The 17,781-nt window shown below is 64.4% G+C and carries 18 protein-coding genes; 3 read left to right on the top strand and 15 right to left on the bottom strand.

The window, feature by feature from the left end; all coding sequences use genetic code 11:
- Positions 1-105: 105 nt before the first annotated feature.
- Positions 106-666, top strand: coding sequence for a helix-turn-helix domain-containing protein (locus tag CUR21_RS12320; protein ID WP_100197304.1), 561 nt, complete (start codon positions 106-108; stop codon positions 664-666).
- Here CUR21_RS12320 and CUR21_RS12315 read toward each other — a convergent pair.
- The 10 genes from CUR21_RS12315 to CUR21_RS12270 all read right to left on the bottom strand — a co-directional run bounded on the left by CUR21_RS12315 (position 663) and on the right by CUR21_RS12270 (position 11,492).
- On the bottom strand, positions 663-1,982 hold the full coding sequence (locus CUR21_RS12315; protein ID WP_100197303.1) for an MATE family efflux transporter: 1,320 nt from the start codon (positions 1,980-1,982) through the stop codon (positions 663-665). The genes CUR21_RS12320 and CUR21_RS12315 overlap by 4 nt on opposite strands.
- A 61-nt stretch (positions 1,983-2,043) precedes the next feature.
- On the bottom strand, positions 2,044-3,126 hold the full coding sequence (locus tag CUR21_RS12310; RefSeq protein ID WP_100197302.1) for an ABC transporter ATP-binding protein: 1,083 nt from the start codon (positions 3,124-3,126) through the stop codon (positions 2,044-2,046).
- Positions 3,119-3,913: an ABC transporter permease gene (locus tag CUR21_RS12305; RefSeq protein ID WP_100197301.1), complete on the bottom strand. Its 795-nt coding sequence runs from the start codon at positions 3,911-3,913 to the stop codon at positions 3,119-3,121. Before CUR21_RS12305 ends, CUR21_RS12310 begins: the two co-directional genes overlap by 8 nt.
- Positions 3,910-4,881 carry an ABC transporter permease gene (locus CUR21_RS12300; protein ID WP_100197300.1) on the bottom strand — a complete coding sequence of 324 codons (972 nt, stop codon included), beginning with the start codon at positions 4,879-4,881 and terminating at the stop codon, positions 3,910-3,912. Before CUR21_RS12300 ends, CUR21_RS12305 begins: the two co-directional genes overlap by 4 nt.
- A 106-nt stretch (positions 4,882-4,987) precedes the next feature.
- On the bottom strand, positions 4,988-6,097 hold the full coding sequence (locus CUR21_RS12295) for a PotD/PotF family extracellular solute-binding protein (RefSeq protein WP_100197299.1): 1,110 nt from the start codon (positions 6,095-6,097) through the stop codon (positions 4,988-4,990).
- A 59-nt stretch (positions 6,098-6,156) separates the two neighbouring features.
- Positions 6,157-7,260, bottom strand: coding sequence for an NAD/NADP octopine/nopaline dehydrogenase family protein (locus CUR21_RS12290; RefSeq protein WP_100197298.1), 1,104 nt, complete (start codon positions 7,258-7,260; stop codon positions 6,157-6,159).
- 25 nt (positions 7,261-7,285) lie between these two features.
- Positions 7,286-7,870, bottom strand: coding sequence for a peroxidase-related enzyme (locus tag CUR21_RS12285; RefSeq protein ID WP_100197297.1), 585 nt, complete (start codon positions 7,868-7,870; stop codon positions 7,286-7,288).
- On the bottom strand, positions 7,867-8,376 hold the full coding sequence (locus CUR21_RS12280) for a hypothetical protein (RefSeq protein WP_100197296.1): 510 nt from the start codon (positions 8,374-8,376) through the stop codon (positions 7,867-7,869). The genes CUR21_RS12285 and CUR21_RS12280 overlap by 4 nt, the downstream gene beginning before the upstream one ends.
- A gap of 10 nt (positions 8,377-8,386) precedes the next feature.
- Positions 8,387-9,838: an NAD(P)-binding domain-containing protein gene (locus CUR21_RS12275; RefSeq protein ID WP_100197295.1), complete on the bottom strand. Its 1,452-nt coding sequence runs from the start codon at positions 9,836-9,838 to the stop codon at positions 8,387-8,389.
- 268 nt (positions 9,839-10,106) lie between these two features.
- Positions 10,107-11,492 (bottom strand): aminotransferase class V-fold PLP-dependent enzyme, encoded by a 1,386-nt coding sequence (locus CUR21_RS12270; protein WP_100197539.1) that lies wholly within the window; start codon positions 11,490-11,492, stop codon positions 10,107-10,109.
- A gap of 164 nt (positions 11,493-11,656) precedes the next feature.
- On the opposite strand from CUR21_RS12270, the gene CUR21_RS12265 reads away from it, so the two are divergent.
- Complete coding sequence (locus tag CUR21_RS12265; RefSeq protein ID WP_232622773.1) at positions 11,657-12,127, top strand: Lrp/AsnC family transcriptional regulator; 471 nt, start codon at positions 11,657-11,659, stop codon at positions 12,125-12,127.
- A gap of 3 nt (positions 12,128-12,130) precedes the next feature.
- Here CUR21_RS12265 and tdh read toward each other — a convergent pair whose 3' ends face one another.
- From tdh to ychF, 5 genes are all read right to left on the bottom strand, one after another.
- Positions 12,131-13,156, bottom strand: a complete 1,026-nt coding sequence (tdh, locus tag CUR21_RS12260) for an L-threonine 3-dehydrogenase (protein WP_232622801.1) — start codon at positions 13,154-13,156, stop codon at positions 12,131-12,133.
- Between the two features lie 11 nt (positions 13,157-13,167).
- Positions 13,168-14,355: a glycine C-acetyltransferase gene (locus tag CUR21_RS12255; protein WP_100197292.1), complete on the bottom strand. Its 1,188-nt coding sequence runs from the start codon at positions 14,353-14,355 to the stop codon at positions 13,168-13,170.
- Between the two features lie 100 nt (positions 14,356-14,455).
- Complete coding sequence (locus tag CUR21_RS12250; RefSeq protein WP_100197291.1) at positions 14,456-14,773, bottom strand: hypothetical protein; 318 nt, start codon at positions 14,771-14,773, stop codon at positions 14,456-14,458.
- Between the two features lie 178 nt (positions 14,774-14,951).
- Entirely contained in the window at positions 14,952-15,248 is a 297-nt protein-coding gene (locus CUR21_RS12245; RefSeq protein ID WP_100197290.1) for a hypothetical protein, read from the bottom strand.
- 165 nt (positions 15,249-15,413) lie between these two features.
- Positions 15,414-16,511, bottom strand: a complete 1,098-nt coding sequence (gene ychF, locus CUR21_RS12240; protein WP_100197289.1) for a redox-regulated ATPase YchF — start codon at positions 16,509-16,511, stop codon at positions 15,414-15,416.
- Between the two features lie 138 nt (positions 16,512-16,649).
- On the opposite strand from ychF, the gene trpA reads away from it, so the two are divergent.
- The gene (trpA, locus tag CUR21_RS12235) at positions 16,650-17,441 is read left to right on the top strand and encodes a tryptophan synthase subunit alpha (RefSeq protein WP_100197538.1); all 792 of its coding nucleotides are present in this window, start codon (positions 16,650-16,652) and stop codon (positions 17,439-17,441) included.
- Positions 17,442-17,781: the final 340 nt, after the last annotated feature.

Raw genomic sequence — 17,781 nt, 5'->3', positions numbered from 1 at the left:
CGTGCCACTTAAACGGTTGCCAGAATTCATATCTTGCGCCACCCTCACCGCGGTGCACCCCTTCCGGTGCCGCGTTTCAACACCCGCCCGTGCCAGAAAGCTCCGATGAACCCCCGGTCCGAAATCCACGTCCGCCTCGCTGCCTCGCTGAAAGAGGCGCGCACCGCCAAGGGTCTCAGCCTCGAAGCGGTGGCCAAGCTCTCCGGCGTCAGCCGCTCGATGGTCAGCCAGATCGAACGCGCCGAATCCAGCCCCACGGTCGCCACGCTCTGGAACCTGACGCAGGCGCTTCAGGTTGATTTCGCGGGCCTGCTCGAAGCCCGCGAAACCCCCCGCATCGAAGTCATCCGGGCCGAGGCCGCGCCGGTCATCGGCGGGCGCGGGGTGGGCGTCAGCATCCGCATCCTGTCCCCGGCCGAGGCGGTGGGCGTGCACGAAGTCTATGACCTCACCTTCAGCATGGGCGGCAAGCTGATCAGTGATCCGCACGGTCCCGGCTGCCGGGAACACCTCACCCTGCTCGACGGGGTGATTGATGTCACCTCGGGCGACGAAACCCAGCGGCTCACCAAGGGCGACACCGCCCGCTATTTCGCCGACCGCGCCCACCGGATCGAAGCCGTGGGCGGCCCCGCCCGTGCCATCCTCATCGTGCAAAACAGCTAAGCCCCTTCCGCCCCCCGCGCCTTGGCCTCCACCAGCGGATAGCTGCGCGCCATCAGCGCGGTGCGGGCCAGACTCATCACGATCAACCCCAGCCACAGCGCATGGTTGCCGATGAGGGGCAGCCCGATCAGCACGGTCGCGGTATACAGGATCAGCGAAAAGAACATCACATTGCGCATCTGCCGCGACATCGTCGCCCCGATGAAGATGCCGTCAAAGATGAAACTGCCAAAGCTCGCCAGCGGCATGATCCAGACCCAGTGCAGATAGCGCATCGCCTCCGCCTGCACATCGGGCGCGGTGGTCATCAGCGCAATCAACTGCGGCCCGCCGAAAAAGGCCGCCGTCGTCAGCACCAGACTGCCGCCAAAGGCCCATTGCCCCGAAAGCGTCGCCGCCCGGCGCAGCGGCCCCACCTGCCGCGCGCCCACCGCTTGCCCCACCAGCGCCTCGGCGGAGAAGGCGAAAGCGTCGAGCATATAGGAAAACAGATGCAGGAACTGCAACAGCACCTGATTGGCGGCAAGGCTCACATCCCCCTGACCCGCCGACAAGAAGACAAAAGACGTATAGCTTGCCTGCAACAGCACCGACCGCGCCACCAGATCGGCATTCATCGCCATCGTGCGCTTCAACGCCACCCGCTCGGCGATCTCGGCCCAGCGTGAGCGCAGCGCGGGCACGAAAGCATCGCGGCACAGCCACACCGCCAGCGCAAAGCCCGACCACTCGCCGATCAACGTGGCCGCCGCCACCCCCGGCACGCCCCAGCCCAGCACGATGACGAACAACACATCCAGCGCGATGTTCACCCCGTTGATCCACAACTGCAACACCAGCACCGACCGCGCACGCTCCAGCGCGATCAGCCAGCCGGAAATCGCATAAACCGCAATCGTCGCAGGCGCGCCCCAGATCCGGATCGAGACATAACTGCGCGCCAGATCCTCCACCTCATCCGAAGCAGGCGACAGCGCAAAGGCCCCCGCCAGCAGCGGCAGGTGCAGCAAGATCAGCCCCGCCCCGCACAGCGCCGCAATCAGCAGCGCCCGGTGCAGCACCAGCGCGGTCTCGCGCGCATCGCCCCGCCCATGCGCCTGCGCCGCAAGCCCTGACGTGCCCATGCGCAGAAAGGTGAACAGCATATAGATGGTCGACAGGATGATCCCGCCCAGCGCCACCGCCCCGATCGGGGCCGCCGCCCCCATCTGTCCGATCACCGCCGTGTCAACCAACCCCAGCAGCGGAATGGTCACATTCGACAACAGAATGGGCAGGGCAATGTTCAGAACCCTGCGGTTGGTAATCTCAAGCATGATGCGTCCCGGCGCGCGCGGACAGGCCGCGCATCCCCGCGCGGCCCGGACTTCTTGGGCCTCAGTCGGCCAGCAGCGTCAGGTTGGCGGCGTTCCAGCCCAGCCAGACCTTGCCATCCGCCAGATCGCGGCCGCGATCGGTGTCGGTATAGGCCTGAATCACCTGATCGCCCACCGCCACATCCAGCAGCATCCGGTGGCCCTTGAACAACCGGCTCACCACCGTGCCCTCCACCGCATTCTCGGTCGCGGGCCGCTCGCGCGTCACCTGCACCTTTTCGGGCCGCAGCGATGCCGTGGCCGTCGCTCCTGCCGCCGTGGTGCCCTTGGGGGCGGCCACAGCGCGCAAGCTGTGCCCTTGCCAGTCGAACCCGGCGCTGCCCTGATCCAGCCCCAAGGCGCGCCCTGTCAGCAGGTTGGTCTCGCCGATGAACTCGGCCACAAAGCGGCTCGCGGGCCGGAAATACAGCTCTTCCGGCGTGCCGTCCTGTTCGATCCGGCCTTTGTTCATCACCACGATCCGGTCCGACATCGTCAGCGCCTCTTCCTGATCATGGGTCACGAAGAAGAACGTCTTGTTGGTCCGCCGCTGGATCGCCTTCAGCTCCACCTGCACCTGCGCGCGCAGCTTGGCATCCAGCGCGCCCAAAGGCTCGTCCAGCAGCAACAGCGCCGGATCGGGGGCCAAGGCCCGCGCCAAGGCCACCCGCTGCCGCTGCCCACCCGAAAGCTGGTCGGGGCGGCGGTCCAGATAGGCGGTCAGCTCAAGGAAAGACGCCAGCTCGGAAATCCGGGCCGCAATCGCCGAGGCCCCCATGCCCTTCAGTTCCAGACCAAAGGCGATGTTGCGCCGCACGGTCATGTTGGGAAACAGCGCATAGTCCTGAAACACCATGTTCACATTGCGCTTGTTCGGGGGCAGGGCGGTCACATCCTGCCCGTTCAGGATCACGCGGCCCGTGTCGGGCCGCTCGAACCCGCCCAAGATCCGCAGCGTCGTCGACTTGCCACAGCCCGACGGGCCAAGGAAGGTCACGAATTCGCCGCTGGCGATGCTCAGGTTCATCTCATGCAGCGCGGTGAAGCTGCCGAAGGATTTGGTTACGCCCTCGATCCGGACGATCGGATCTTTCGTGTCAGTCATTTGCAGCCCTCTTGGACATTCCGCGCATCGACCGTTCGGCCCACAGGCCCAGCAAAGCGGTCAGCACCAATACGATTGTGGAAATTGCGTTGATCTCCGGCGACATGCCCGACCGCAGCTTGGCAAAGATCAGCACCGGCAGGGTCGGCTCATAGCCGCCAAGGAAGAACGAACGGACAAAGTCGTCAAAGCTCAGCAACATGCAGAAGACGCCGCCGCCCACCATGGCCGGGCTCAGATAAGGCAGGGTCACCCGGAAGAAGGTGATGATCGGGTCTGCACCCAGATCCTGCGCGGCCTCGCCATAGCTTTTTGGCAGCGTCGTCAGCCGCGCCATCACCACCAGCACCACGAAGGGCACGTTGTGAATGGCGTGCGACCAGATGATCGCCCACATCCCCGGCTCCATCCCAATAACCCGCGCCGCGATGCGGAACGAAATCGCCGAGATCACCCCCGGAATAACGGCGGGCAACAGCGTCAGGCCCAGCACGATGGCCCGGCCCCAGAAGCTGCGCCCGGTCAGCGCGACCGCGATCCAAACCCCCATGAACAGCGCGATGGCGGTTGAAGCCACGGCAATGAACATCGAATAGCCAAAGGCCTGCATCACCGCCGCATCGCCAAAGACGCCCAGATACCAGTCCAGCGTCCACGACCGGATCGGAAAGCCGATGAATTTTGAGTCCTTGAAGCCCATCAGCATCATCAGCGCCAAGGGCACCAGCAGATACAGCACAAAGGCCCAATAGATGCATTGCATCAAGATCCGTGTGTTGCGGGTCATTTCTTCACCCTCCCGGCCAGATGCCCCATCAGCTTGTTGAACCCGCCCGACAGCGCCAGCGCCGTCAGCAGCATGATGCAGGAAAACGCGGCGCCCACCGGCCATTGGTCCCCTGCGACGTGGAAGAACCCGGCAATCACTTCCGAGAACAGCGTGGTGCTCGGCCCGCCCAGCAGAACCGGCGTGGCATACATGCCTGTCGAGATCAGAAACACCAGCGTGCAGCCCGAAGCGATGCCTTCCAGCGACAAGGGCAGGGTGATGCGGCGAAACCGCGTCCATGGCCCGGCGCCCAGATCGGCGGCGGCCTCGCCATAGCTGGTGGGGATCTTCTCCAGCGCCGAATACAGCGGCATCAGCATATAGAGGGCGGTCAGGTAGATGATCCCGGCGCTCAGCGAAAACCCGGTATACATAAAGGGGATCGGCCGCTCGGTCAGCCCCAGCCATTGCAGCGCAAGGTTCAGCGCGCCGTTGTTGCCCAAAAGGATCATCATGGCAAAGATCCGCACCACCTCACCCACCCAGAACGGGATCAGCAGCAGCATCAGGAACAGCATCTGCTTGTTGCGCGGCACATGCCGGGCCAGAAAATACGCCACCGGATACATGATGATCAGCGTGGTCAGCGTCAGCACCGTTGAAAACACCAGCGTCCGGATGAACGGGGTGATGAAGATGCTGTCGGCAAAGAACTTGCTGTAATTCTCCAGCGTATAGCTCGCCACCTTGTTGGGGCTCGGCGGATAATTGGTCAGCAGGCTGACATTCAGCATCTGCAGGATCGGGCCCAGATGGGTCACGAAAACCCACAGGATCGGAATGGTCAGCAAGACCCAGAACTGCCGGCGCGGCGAGGACAGCAAAACATCCGTCAGCGCCGTATAGGGTCCAAAGGTGCTCAGCCGCCCCCAGAATCCCGGGCGGTCACGCGTGCCGGCCCTGCCGGTGTCGGTGGTCATTGTCATGAGGGAAAAAGCCTCTGATGGGCCTGACCGCAAGGGTCGGGCCGGGCGAAAACGAAAGCCAGAGCGGCGGCAGGCGGCCCCCCGGGGGCGCCGCCTGCCAAGGCGATCAGGCGGCCTTGATCTGTTCCACGGCCGGGTCCATCAGGCCGTATTTCATCTCGTTCGCCTCGGCGCGGAAGAACTGCAATCCGGCCAGCTGCTCTTCGGGGAAGGACGTGGCCTTGCGCTCGATCTCGCTCAGATGCTTGTCGGCATCCTTGAAGGTCGAGATAAAGCCCGAGCTGCGGCTCAGGTTCGCGCCGATCTCGGGGCTCGACAGCAGCGCGTTCAGGAACAGATAGGCGTTGTCCGCATTCGGCGCGCCCTTGGCGATGTTCAGCGTATAGACAAAGCCATAGCTGCCTTCCTTCGGAATGGTCATCGCCACCGGGAAGCCATCGGTGATGAGCGTGGCAATCGGGCCGTTCCACGCATGGGCCAGCACGATGTCCTGATTGACGAACATCTGCTGCACTTCCGCGCCGCCGTCATAGTATTTGCGCACCTTCGGCTTCTGCGCGATGAAGAAGTCGCGCATCTCGGTCATGATCCGGGCGGCCTCGGCCTCATTGCCCAGATATTCCACCATGTTGCCGTCATAGCCCTTGGCCAGCATCATCACCGACATCATGTCTTGCAGGATATAGGCGTTCTGCTGGCTGTATTTGTCCGAGAACAGCGTGTCCCAGGTCAGCGCTTCCTCTTCGCTCACCACTTCAGTGTTATAGGCCAGCACCTCGGCCCCCGACAGGATCGGCGCGCCCCATTTCTCGCCGTTGATCGTGCCCCAGTCGCTTTCCGAGAACACCGGATTGATGTTGCCCCAGTTCGACAGACGCCCCGTGTCCATCGGCGCCAGCAGGTCGGAATCGATGAACTGCAAATAGCGGTGGCCCGCCACCGTCAGGATGTCCACCGTCGGGTTCGGCTGTTCCGCCGCCAGAAGGTTGAACTGCTTGCCTTGGTCATCGACCAGACGGATGTTCACCTTGATGCCGGTTTCAGCCTCGAACTGCGCCTTGAAATCTTCCGGCACGAAGTTGTTGTAGGTCCAGATGTTCACCTCCCCCCCGGTCTGCGCCATCCCGTGGCGCAGATAGGCGGGGCTGGCCAAAGCGGCAGCGCCCAAGGCGGTGCCATGCAGGAAGCGGCGGCGGTTCATCAGAAGCTTGGTCATGGAGATATCCTCTCTAAACTGTTGGGTCGGCCAGTATGCGCGCGCACAGGGCGCGTCTTTTATTGCGACGGCAACACCCCGTCGTGGCAGGCTTGGCGCAGCTCTTCAAGGCTCAGCCGCTCCAGACCGATTTCGGCAAGCAAGGTGTTTTCGGCCAGAAAATCACGGCCATACATCGCCGAGAACAAATCCACCCCCGCCTGATGCAGCACCGCCGGATGCCCGGCCATCCGCCCCAGCGCCGCCGTGACCGCCAGCCCATAAGGCACATCCTCGGTCACATAGCGGCTGTCCGCCGTGGCCGGACCTTGCCCGCCGATGCCCTTGGCATGCAGCTCGGCATTCATCTCGGCGATCGAGGCGATCGGCACATGATAGGACAGGTGATAATGCTCGAAAATCGTGCGCACCTTCAGCCCAAGGGCAGTGGCAATCGCCACCCGCTCGGCATCCAGCGCCTCCATCAACCGGCCCACATTCGGCGTCACATTGCCGCCTTGGCTCCAGCTTTCGCCATGCTCCATCCGGGTCATGTTGCACAGCGCGATGCCCATATGGTTCTGCGGGTTCAGGTTCGACAGCGCAATCGCCAGCAAATCATCGCGTGGCACAAAGCGGTCGCCAAACAGCGCCTGACACAGCGCCAGCCCCGCGCCCGACGCCGAAACCGGCACCGTCGCCACATCGATCTTCGACCGGATCGTGTTCACCGACACCGTGGTCAGATCCGGCGCCCGCGCGGTGGCCAGCGTGGTGCCCCACACCGTCACCGGCACCGTCACCCCCCGCGCCGCCAGACGCTTCAGCAGATACAGCGCCCCAAAAGACGCGTGCGAGCTGATGATGACGGGCTGCCCGTCGCGCATATGCGGCGCGATGGCATCCAGCACCGCCTTGTGGCCATAGCCGGGCAGGGCCACCAGCACCACATCACAGCCCGCCACCAGATCCTGCGCCGAGGCCGCCACGCCGGGGCGGAATTCCCCCTCCAGCGCGCCCTTGGCCAGCAAAGGCGCCCCGGCTGCCAGCCGCTCCGTCCGCGCCCCCGAAGGCGACCACAGCACGGCCCGATGGCCCGCATCTTCCAGACAGGCCGCCGTGGCAAAGGCAACAGCCCCTGCACCTGCAATACCCACGGTCCGTTTTTCGCCTGTCTCAGCCATCGTTCTTCCTTTGTCTTTCCTGTCGTCACCCGGCCTTGCGGACCGGATCTCCCAAAATATGCATCAAACGGTTGGCCCAGCTGAACAGCGCCGTCGAAAGGGTCAGATCCAGAATCTCCCCCTCATCCAGCCCCGCGTCGCGCAAGGCCTGCACGTCTTCCACCGTGGCCTCGTGCGGCGTGCGCGCCAGCCGCATCCCGAAATCCAGAATGGCGCGGTCGCGCGGGCCCAGATCGGCCTTCTCGCCCATGGCAAACAGCTTGTCCGTCACCGTCTTGTCTTTCGACAGCTGCGCATGGCGGTCGGCATGCACGGCGGCGCAATAGATGCAGTGGTTCACCACCGAAGCCGCCAGCGCCCCCAACTCGCGCTCGGCGCGGCTCAGGCCGCCCTTGCCATACATGATCGCGTTGAACAGCGGCGAGCGCACCTTCAGCGTTTCCACATCATGCGCCAGCACCAGCACATAATCGGACACCTTGGTGTTCGACGGCGTCACCTGCAGCGCCTCCAGCTGCTCTGGCGTGGCCTCCGCCAGCTTCACCGGCACCACACGCGGGCGCCACTCCGGCACGGTCCGCGTGAAACGGTGGATCACATCATCGCTCATCGTGCCGCCTCCACCATCAGTCGCAGGCCCGCGATCAGCCGCAGCTGATAGGCCAGAAATGCGTTCAACTCGGCCAGACGCACAATATCGGCGTCCGAAATCCCGGCCCCTTGCAGGTCGCGCACATCCTGCGCGGTGATCCCCGCCGGTTTGGTGCTGACCGCATCGGTAAAGCGCAGCATCGCGGCAAGGCGCGGGTCCTGCGCTGTTGTGCCCACGTCCGCCAGCGCGGCCAGCGTCGCCTCTTTCACACCGGCCCGGTAACGCGCGGCCTGATCGTCTGCCCCGTGCAAGGCCGCGATCCGCGCGGCCAGCGCATGGCGCAGATCATGCGACAGGCCCCCGGCCTCGGCCGGGGTCAGCACCGCAATCTCTGCGGCTTCGGTTTTTTCAAAAATGTCGCGCCGGGCGGCAATCGCGGCTTCGGTCGCGGTGCCGGACAGGCCCGCCACGCTCGCGGTGACGCTGGTGGCCGGAAGGGTCGGGGTGTCAATCGTCTCGGTCATGCGCGGGTCCTCACTCTGCATGGGCCACAGCGGCAACCGGCAGGTCGCTCGCGCGCCATTCGTCACCCTGCAATTCGGGCGTGGCATAGTCCTGCAAGGCCTGCCAATGCTGCTCGATGTCTTCGTGATACAGCTTGCGCGCCATCTCGCGCCCCAGCCAGTCGCCGCCCACCGACACCGCCGGAATGTCGCCGCTGGTCTTGCCCAGACTGACGGTCGAGCCATAGTTGAAACAATAGACATGCCGCAGCCAGTCCGACCGGCCCTGCACCTTCGGCTCAAAGGTGAAATCGGGGTTCAGATAGGGGAACAGCCCCAGATCGCGCGACTCCAGCCCGGGGGGCGCCGTGTAAACATCCTGCCACAGCAGAATATCTTCGGCCGCTGCCCCGAATTCGCGCCGCGACAGCGGGTCCACCGTGAATCCGGTGCCAAGGATCAGGTAATCCGTCTCCAGCCGGGTGCCATCCGCAAAGCCGATCTGCAAGCCGCGCGCATCGCGCGTCACGCTTTGCACCGCCTTGCCGAAATGGAAATAGGCATTCGGATGGCGGCTCACACGCAGGGTCGATCCGCGCGGCGGTGGCGTCTGGGTGGCAAAGGAATAATGCATGAACCGCCAGCGCCAGTCATCGCTCATCGCGGCAAAGCCGCTGGTAAAGCCATAGCTGCCAATGCCCATCATCTTGTTCACGGTGGGCATCTTGGGGCGGCGGATCAGGTGGCGCACCTCGGCCGCGCCCGCTTCCAGCGCTTCGGCGGCATTGTCCACCGCCGAGGCCCCTACGCCCACCACCGCAACCCGCTTGCCCTTCAGCGCGGCAAAATCGATCGGGTCCGACGAATGCGCCCAGAAGGCGCGGTCGACACCTTCGACAAAGCCGGGGATCTGCGGCGCGCCGGTGCCATCGCGACCCGTGGCCATCACCAGCTTGCGCGTCAGAACCGATGCCTCTGCCGCCCCCGTCAGGTGCAGCCGCAGCATCCCGGCCTCAGGGTCCACCCGCTCCAGCGTCACGCCGTTTTCCACCGGAATGCCAAGGCTGCGCCGATACCAGCGCAGATACTCCATCCACATCGGACGCGGGATCTTGTCCAGCGCGGCCCAAGCCGCCTGCCCATACTGCGCGCGATACCACGCCTGAAACGTCAGCGACGGCAACCCCATCGCAGGCCCCGTCAGCACCTTGGGCGAGCGCAGGGTCTCCATCCTTGCATAGGTGACCCACGGCCCCTCGCGCCCCTCGGGGTTCTTGTCCAGAATGCGCACATTGCGGATGCCCGCCCGCGACAGCGCCAGCCACGCGACCAGCCCGCACATCCCGCCGCCCACGATCACCGCATCGACAACCGCTTCGCCCTTGTGCCGGCGCGGGGGCACCCAATTGTTCGGCGGATAGCAAAGATCCTCAAGATCGCGCGCCAGTCGCGCTTCCAACTCCGTCAGACCTTGCCCGCTCATCGTCACTTCTCCGTCAGGTTGCTGTTGTGCAGCAGGGGAGGGGGCTTGCCCGCACCCACCCATGCCGCCTGTTCGACACCGGCCTCACCCGACTCGATCCGCCCATCGCATCCCGGCATCCCTGCCCAGTATACATGACGCACACATCGCATCGCAGCAACCATCCTCCGACATCACGGATTCAATGTTGCCATAGCGGAAGTCACTGTCAAGAAAGTTTTTCACGCAGACCCGGTGAATCCGGCCCCCGACCGGGGTTTCGTCCGCCTCACGCCACCGCCTTGTGCGTCAGCGCGGAAAAAATCGCCGTTGCCGGGTCCGCCCCATAGTGGCGCGCCAGTTCGGGCGCTTCTTGCGCCAGCGCGGCGACACTGTCCAGAATGGATTTCACCTTTTCGTCGCTCATCAGCGGCGACAGGTTCAGCCGCACGAACCCCGGCTTGTCCAGTTCCGACCCCGCCAGAATCGCCGCCCGCAGCGCTGCCGACCCCTCTGCATCAATGCCCAAAAGCCTGTGCACATAGGGCCCCGCGCAGGCACACCCGCCCCGCGCCTGAATGCCATGGCGGTCTGACAGCATCCGCGTGAACAGCTGATGATGCACAAACCCGCCCGCGCCATCGCGCACCCGGAACGAGAAGATCGGCAAGCGCTCGCGCGCCAAAGGCCCCAGCAAGGCAATCCTCGGATGCGCGGCCCAAGCCTTGTGCGCTGCGGTCACCAGCACCGCATTGCGCCGCGCCATCTCGGCCGTGCCCATGTGATCCTTCACCAGAAAGGCCAGCCCGGCGCGGATATCGCCCACCACATTCGGCGTGCCCGCCTCTTCGCGCGCCTCGATCCGCGGGCTGTAATCATGCGCTTGCGGCGAAACAAAGCGCACCGTGCCGCCGCCCGCTTGGCTCGGACGGTCGCCCAGCACCGCATCGCGCCGCACGATCATCACGCCCGAAGCCCCCGGCCCGCCCACAAACTTGTGCGGCGACACCACCACGGCGTCAATCTCCACCCCCGGGGCAGGGCGCATCGCAATCGGCAGATAAGGCCCGCCGCCCGCGTAATCCCAGACGATCCGCGCACCTGCCGCCCGCACCTGCCGCGTCAGGCCCGCCACATCGGCCACCTCGCCCGTCACATTCGACGCCGCCGAAAACGCACAGATCACCCGCGCTCCCGCAGGCGCGCCCGCCAAGGCCGCCGCGAGCGCCGCGCGGTCCGGCCCGCCTTGCGGATCTTCGTCCAGCTCGATCACCTCGGCCCCGCATTCGCGCCACGGCAGCAGGTTGGAATGGTGCTCATAAGGCCCCAGAATCACCCGCGCCCCCGGCCCGGCCCCCAAAAGCGTGACCAGACGGTTGATCCCCGCCGTCGCCCCCGATCCGCAAAACACCACCGCATGGTCCGGCCCCGCCCCACATGACCGCGCGACAAAGCCGCGCGCCGCCCGCCGCATCCGCGTCATGCGCGCGCCGCAGAACGACGCCTCGGTGTGGCTGTTCGCGTAATAGGGCAGCACCTGCTCCATCACGAACTGCTCCACCTGCCGCAAGGCCCGGCCCGAGGCGGTGTAATCCGCATAAATCAAAGGCTTCGGCCCAAAGCCGCCATCCACCGGAATGCCCTCGCCGATCAGCCCCGCCCGCAGGCCCGCCATCGTATCACCCGCCTGCAACGCAGCCAGAAAGGGGGAAAACAAATTGGCTTCTTCCGTCACACCGCAGTCTCCTTCTGTTGGAACCACGATAGAACGAAGGCCGCCGATCAAATCCCATTCATTTTCGCTGTTCTCATGAAAAATTCGATCATATGATCGGCGTCATGAAAAATCTCGATGTTTTTGATCTTCGCATCCTCACCGCCCTGCAACGCGATTCGTCGCTTTCGCAGCGCGAGGTGGCCGAACGGGTCGGCCTGTCGCAAAACGCCTGCTGGCGGCGCATGCAGGCGCTGCAAGCGACGGGCATCCTTGCCGGATCGCAGGCGCGGGTGGATCTGGCGGCCCTTGGCCTTGATCTCACCGTTTTCGTGATGATCCGCACCCGTCACCACGCCCGCGATTGGGTCGACCGCTTTTCGCGCCACGTCCAAAGCCTGCCCGAGGTGATCGATTTCAACCGGATCGGCGGCGAATGGGATTACTTGCTGAAAATCGTCACCCCCGGCATGGCGGGCTATGACCGCTTTTATCAAAAGCTGATCGACGGCTTTGATTTCGACAAGGTCACGGGCCTGTTCTCGATGGAGCAGATCTTTGAAAACCGCCCCACCGATCTGAACCGCCTGCTCTAGGCCTCAGCCCCAGTCCAGCACCACCTTGCCACTGGACCCGGCGCGCATCACCTCGAATCCGTCGCGGAAATCCTCCACCTGAAAGCGGTGCGTGATCACCCGGCGCACATCCAGCCCGTTCTCCAGCATGGCAATCATCTTGTACCATGTCTCAAAGATCTCGCGCCCGTAGACGCCTTTCAGCGTGATCGCCTTGAACACGATCCGGCTCCAGTCCACGGGGGATTTTCCGGGCGGGATGCCCAGCATGGCAATGCGCCCGCCCATCACCAGATGTTCGATCATCTGGTCCAGCGCCGCCTGATTGCCCGACATTTCCATGCCCACATCAAAGCCTTGCTTCATCTTCAGCCCTGCCACCACATCGCGCAGGTCTTGCCGGGCCACGTTCACCGGCACCACATCGGTCACCTGCGCGGCCAGATCCAGCCGATCCTGATTGACATCCGTGATCACCACATGCCGCGCGCCCACATGGCGCGCCACCGCCGCCGCCATGATCCCGATGGGGCCGGCGCCAGTGATCAGCACATCCTCGCCCACCAGATCAAAGGACAGCGCGGTGTGCACCGCATTGCCCAAAGGGTCGAGGATGGCGCCAATCTCGTCGTCAATCTCATCGGGCAGGGGCACCACGTTAAAGGCGGGCAGGCACAGATATTGCGCAAAAGCCCCTTGCTCGTTCACGCCAATCCCGCGCGTCGCCGGGTCAAGGTGGAACTTGCCCGCGCGGGATTGCCGCGACTGGTTGGAAATCAGATGCCCTTCGCCCGAACAGCGCTGCCCGACCGACAGACCCGTGACATTGCGGCCCAATTCCACAATCTCGCCCGCAAATTCATGGCCCGTGACCAACCCCAGCGGCACCGTGCGCGCGGCCCAGTCATCCCAGTTCCAGATGTGAATGTCAGTGCCGCAAATCCCGGTCTTGCGAATGCGGATCAGCACATCATCCGGGCCAATCTCGGGCACCGGACGGCGCTCCATCCACAGCCCGGTTTCCGGCTTGCTCTTGGCCAGTGCCTTCATGTCATTGCGCATCAGATCACCCCCACAGCCTTGCCCGCCGCGCGGAACTGCTCCAGCGCGAAATCCAGATCCCCTCGGGTCAGCCGCGCATTCATCTGCGTGCGGATGCGGGCTTGTCCTTTCGGCACCACCGGAAAGAAAAAGCCCGAGACATAGACGCCGCGCGCGAACAACTCCCGCGCCATGGCCTGCGCCAGCGGCGCCTCATGGGTCATCACCGGAATGATGGGATGCGCGCCGGGCAACAGCGTAAAGCCTGCCTCCGTCAGCCCCGCCCGCCAATAGGCCGCGTTTTCAAAGAGTTGCGCGCGCAGATCATCCGCCGCCTCAACCATGTCAATGGCCGCCAGACCTGCGGCCACAATCATCGGGGGCAGGGCGTTGGAAAAGAGGTAAGGCCGCGCGCGTTGCCGCAACAGATCAATCACCGGCTGCGGCCCCGCGATATAGCCGCCCAAAGCGCCCCCCAGCGCCTTGCCGAGCGTGCCGGTCAGAATATCCACCGTCACCCCGGCATGGGCCGGGGTGCCGCGCCCTTGCGGCCCCATGAATCCGGTGGCGTGGCAATCATCCACCATCGTCAGCGCGCCATATTTCTCCGCCAGCGCCGTGATCTCGGGCAGCTTGGCCAAGGTGCCATCCATCGAGAACACGCCATCGGTGGCAATCAGGATATGCCGCGCCCCTGCCGCCCGTGCCGCCTGCAACTGCGCCTCCAGATCCGCCATATCGGATGTGGCGTAACGGTAGCGCTGCGCCTTGCACAGCCGGATGCCATCAATGATCGACGCGTGGTTCAGCGCGTCTGAAATCACCGCATCCTCGGGCCCCAAAAGCGGCTCGAACAGCCCGCCATTGGCATCGAAACAGGCGGCGAACAAAATGCTGTCCTCCATCCCCAGATAGGCCGCGATCCGCGCCTCAAGCTTGCGGTGCAAGTCCTGCGTCCCGCAGATGAACCGCACCGAGGCCATGCCAAAGCCGTTGTCGTCCAACGCCTTATGCGCCGCCGCGATCAGCGCCGGGTCATCCGCCAGCCCCAGATAATTGTTGGCGCACAGGTTCAGAACCGACCGCCCCTCCACCGCCACATGCGCGGATTGCGCAGAGGTGATCTGCCGCTCCCGCTTGAACAAGCCTGCGTCCTCGATGTCCGCAAGTGTGCGCGACACCTGCTGAAGAAAGCCATTGCGCGACATGGAGCCTCCTGTGCTGTCGCCGCATCGTCAGGCCAAATCCGAAAGTTGTCAATATAAGAGATAACATTCCGCCATCACGGAATATTTGGCTGCTCCGCCGTCAGAACGCGATCTGCGTCTGCCAGCTCACCAGCACCGCCACCTGCGGCAGCCGCACCGCCAGACCCGTCAGATCCGCCGCCGGATCATCCTGCAACAGACAGGACACCCGCCCCCCCTCGCTCACCCGCAAGGCCCGCAAGCCAAGGCCTGCCCGGTCCAGCACCTCACACAGCGCCGCCAGTCCGCCTAGGCCTTGACAGACCAGTTCCAGATGAAAGGTGATCCGTGCCGCCGGAAAATCCGCGCGGCTGCGCGCGATATCGCTGATCGGAATCGGCGCGCTGCTCTCATCCGCCGTCACGCAACTGTCCCGCATCCTTGTCTCCTTCCCGGCCACGACCCCGTGGCCATGTTGATCGAAGAAGACCTGACGATCCCTTCGCTTTAGCTGCATTTGTTTCGCGCCCGCAAGCTGGTGCTCAAATCGGCGCGTCGATGGTGGCGCTATAACGCCCTAAAATCCGCTATACAAGAAATTTCTGGCCCAAGCCCCCTCACTTGTTGCCGTCGATCCACTTCGCCATCAAGGCCTTGTCCCGAAAGCACGCCTCTGGCACCGCGCGCCGCTTCACCCGCGCCAGCCGTTCGGCAAAGGCCACCTGGCGGGAGCTTGGGCGCGCGTCCAACTGCGCGGCGGGCACCATCTGCGCCTGCGACTCGATCCATGCGCTCAGACTGCGCCGGTCCTGCTGCACCTCCCACGGCAGCAAGGTCTGGTTGCGCAAGGCCAAAGACCGCGCATAGGCGATCTGGCGCGGGGTGGCGGGCAGGGCAAACGTGGGGCTCTCCATGGGACGACTCCGCTGTTCTACACCATCAGGATATAGAACATAACGGGAACAAATTCAACCGCCGCCCCCGAACAGCCCCACAGAGCAGCCCCCCGAACACGCAAAAACGGCAGCCAGCGTCCCCGCCACCTGCCGTTTTGCCGCGATCACGCCTTGCGCCGCGCCTCAGCCGCTGAACAGGAAGTGCAGCACATCCCCGTCCTTGACCTCATAGGTCTTGCCTTCCACCCGGAACTTGCCCGCCTCTTTCGCGCCCGCCTCGCCCTTGCCGGCAATGTAATCGGCATAGGCCACGGTTTCCGCGCGGATAAAGCCCTTCTCGAAATCGCCATGGATCACGCCCGCCGCCTGCGGCGCCAGCGTGCCCTTCAGGATCGTCCAGGCCCGCGCCTCTTTCGGCCCCACGGTGAAATAGGTCTGCAAGCCCAAAAGCTCATAGCCCGCGCGGATCAGCCGGTCCAACCCGGCCTCTTCCAGCCCCATCTCGCCCAGGAACATCGCCGCCTCATCCTCGGGCAACTGGCTGATCTCTTCCTCGATCCGGGCGGAAATCACCACCGTCCCCGCGCCTTGCGCGCGGGCCATCTCGGCCACCCGCGCCGATTGGCTGTTGCCGCTCGCCGCCGAGGATTCCTCGACATTGCAGACATAAAGCACGGGTTTCGAGGTCAACAGCTGCAACAGCCGCCACGCCCGCAGATCATCCGCCGCCACCTCAACCGTGCGCGCGGGCTTGCCATCCTCCAGCGCCTTCTGCGCCAGCACCAAAAGCCGGTCCTGATCCGCCGCCTCCTTGTCACCGCCCTTGATCTTGCGCGCAAGATTGGCCCGCCGCCGCTCGATGCTCTCCAGATCGGCCAGCATCAGCTCGGTCTCAATCGTCTCGGCATCGGCCACCGGATCAATGCGCCCTTCCACATGGGTGATGTCGCCATCTTCAAAGCACCGCAGCACATGGGCAATCGCATCGCATTCGCGGATATTGGCCAGAAACTGGTTGCCCAATCCCTCGCCCTTGGAGGCCCCGCGCACCAGCCCCGCGATATCAACAAAGGTCATTCGCGTGGGGATGATCTGCTTCGATCCGGCAATCGCCGCCAGCTTGTCCAGACGGTCATCCGGCACCGCCACTTCGCCCACATTCGGCTCGATGGTGCAAAAGGGGAAATTCGCCGCCTGCGCGGCAGCCGTGCGGGTCAGCGCGTTGAACAGGGTCGATTTGCCGACATTCGGCAGACCCACGATACCCATCTTGAAACCCATGATACTCTCCATCCGGCGGTTGACAGGCTCTTATGCGCGATAGCGCACGGGATCAATCCCGCCAGCCCCGCCGCGCCCCATTGATTTTCCCCGCCCGCCCGTGCAAACCGCATAAGGACAAAAGGGATGGGGCCAGACATGACCAGAATCGACGCGACCTTCGCACGCCTGCGCCAGCAGGGGAAAAAAGGCTTCGTCGCCTATATCATGGCAGGTGACCCCGATGTGGCCACATCGCTCGACGTGATGAAGGGTCTGCCGGGGGCAGGGGTCGACATCATCGAACTCGGGATGCCCTTCACCGACCCGATGGCCGATGGCCCCACCATCCAACTCGCCGGGCAACGCGCGCTCGATCATCACATGAAGATGGATCAGGTGCTCGATATGGTCCGCGACTTCCGCAAGGGCGACGCGACCACGCCCATCGTGCTGATGGGCTATTATAACCCGATCTACGCGCGCGGCGTCGATCGCTTTCTGACTCAGGCGAAAGAGGCAGGCATCGACGGGCTGATCGTCGTCGACCTGCCGCCCGAAGAAGACAGCGAGCTGTGCCTCCCCGCCCAAGCCGCGGGCCTGAACTTCATCCGCCTCGCCACGCCCACGACCGATGCCAAACGCCTGCCCGCCGTTCTGAAAAACACCTCCGGCTTTGTCTATTACGTCTCTGTCACCGGCATCACCGGGGCGGCGGCGGCGCAAGCCGCCGATGTGGGGCCAGAGGTGGCGCGCATCAAGCAATCGACCGATCTGCCGGTGATCGTGGGCTTCGGCATCACCACGCCGGACGCGGCAAAGGCGATTGCTGGCGTGGCCGATGGCTGCGTCGTCGGCTCCGCCATCGTGAAAGACATCGGCGCCGGCAAGCCCGTGGCGGAAGTGCTGGCGAATGTGGCGGCCCTCGCCGCTGGCGCCCACGCGGCCTGACCCGCCACAGGCGCAGAGCACACCGAACCGCACTTGCCAAGACGATCCCCTGCCGCCCACAAAAAAGGCCGCGCCCGCCCTTGGAAAGGCCACGCAAAGCTCAATTGCCAAAAGGCCGCATTTTGCCCTTTTGCCCGGACTCAAGGCGAAGCCTGCCGTGCAGCGCCCGACCGCCCCCTCGGGCGGGCGCTTATGCAACGTCACCCGCAGAACTTCGGGGGAAGAATTTGAACCAGAAAGTGCCTGGAACCAGCGATGCAGCGCCCACCCGGCGGTCAGACGCTGCCCTATGTCTGAATCATCGACAGGTCTACTTAGCGGACTTTTCTGCCGTTCGCTG

The sequence above is a fragment of the Pseudorhodobacter sp. MZDSW-24AT genome (assembly GCF_002794355.1).
GTDB lineage: Bacteria > Pseudomonadota > Alphaproteobacteria > Rhodobacterales > Rhodobacteraceae > Pseudotabrizicola.
This window is presented reverse-complemented; position numbering and strand designations above follow the sequence as displayed.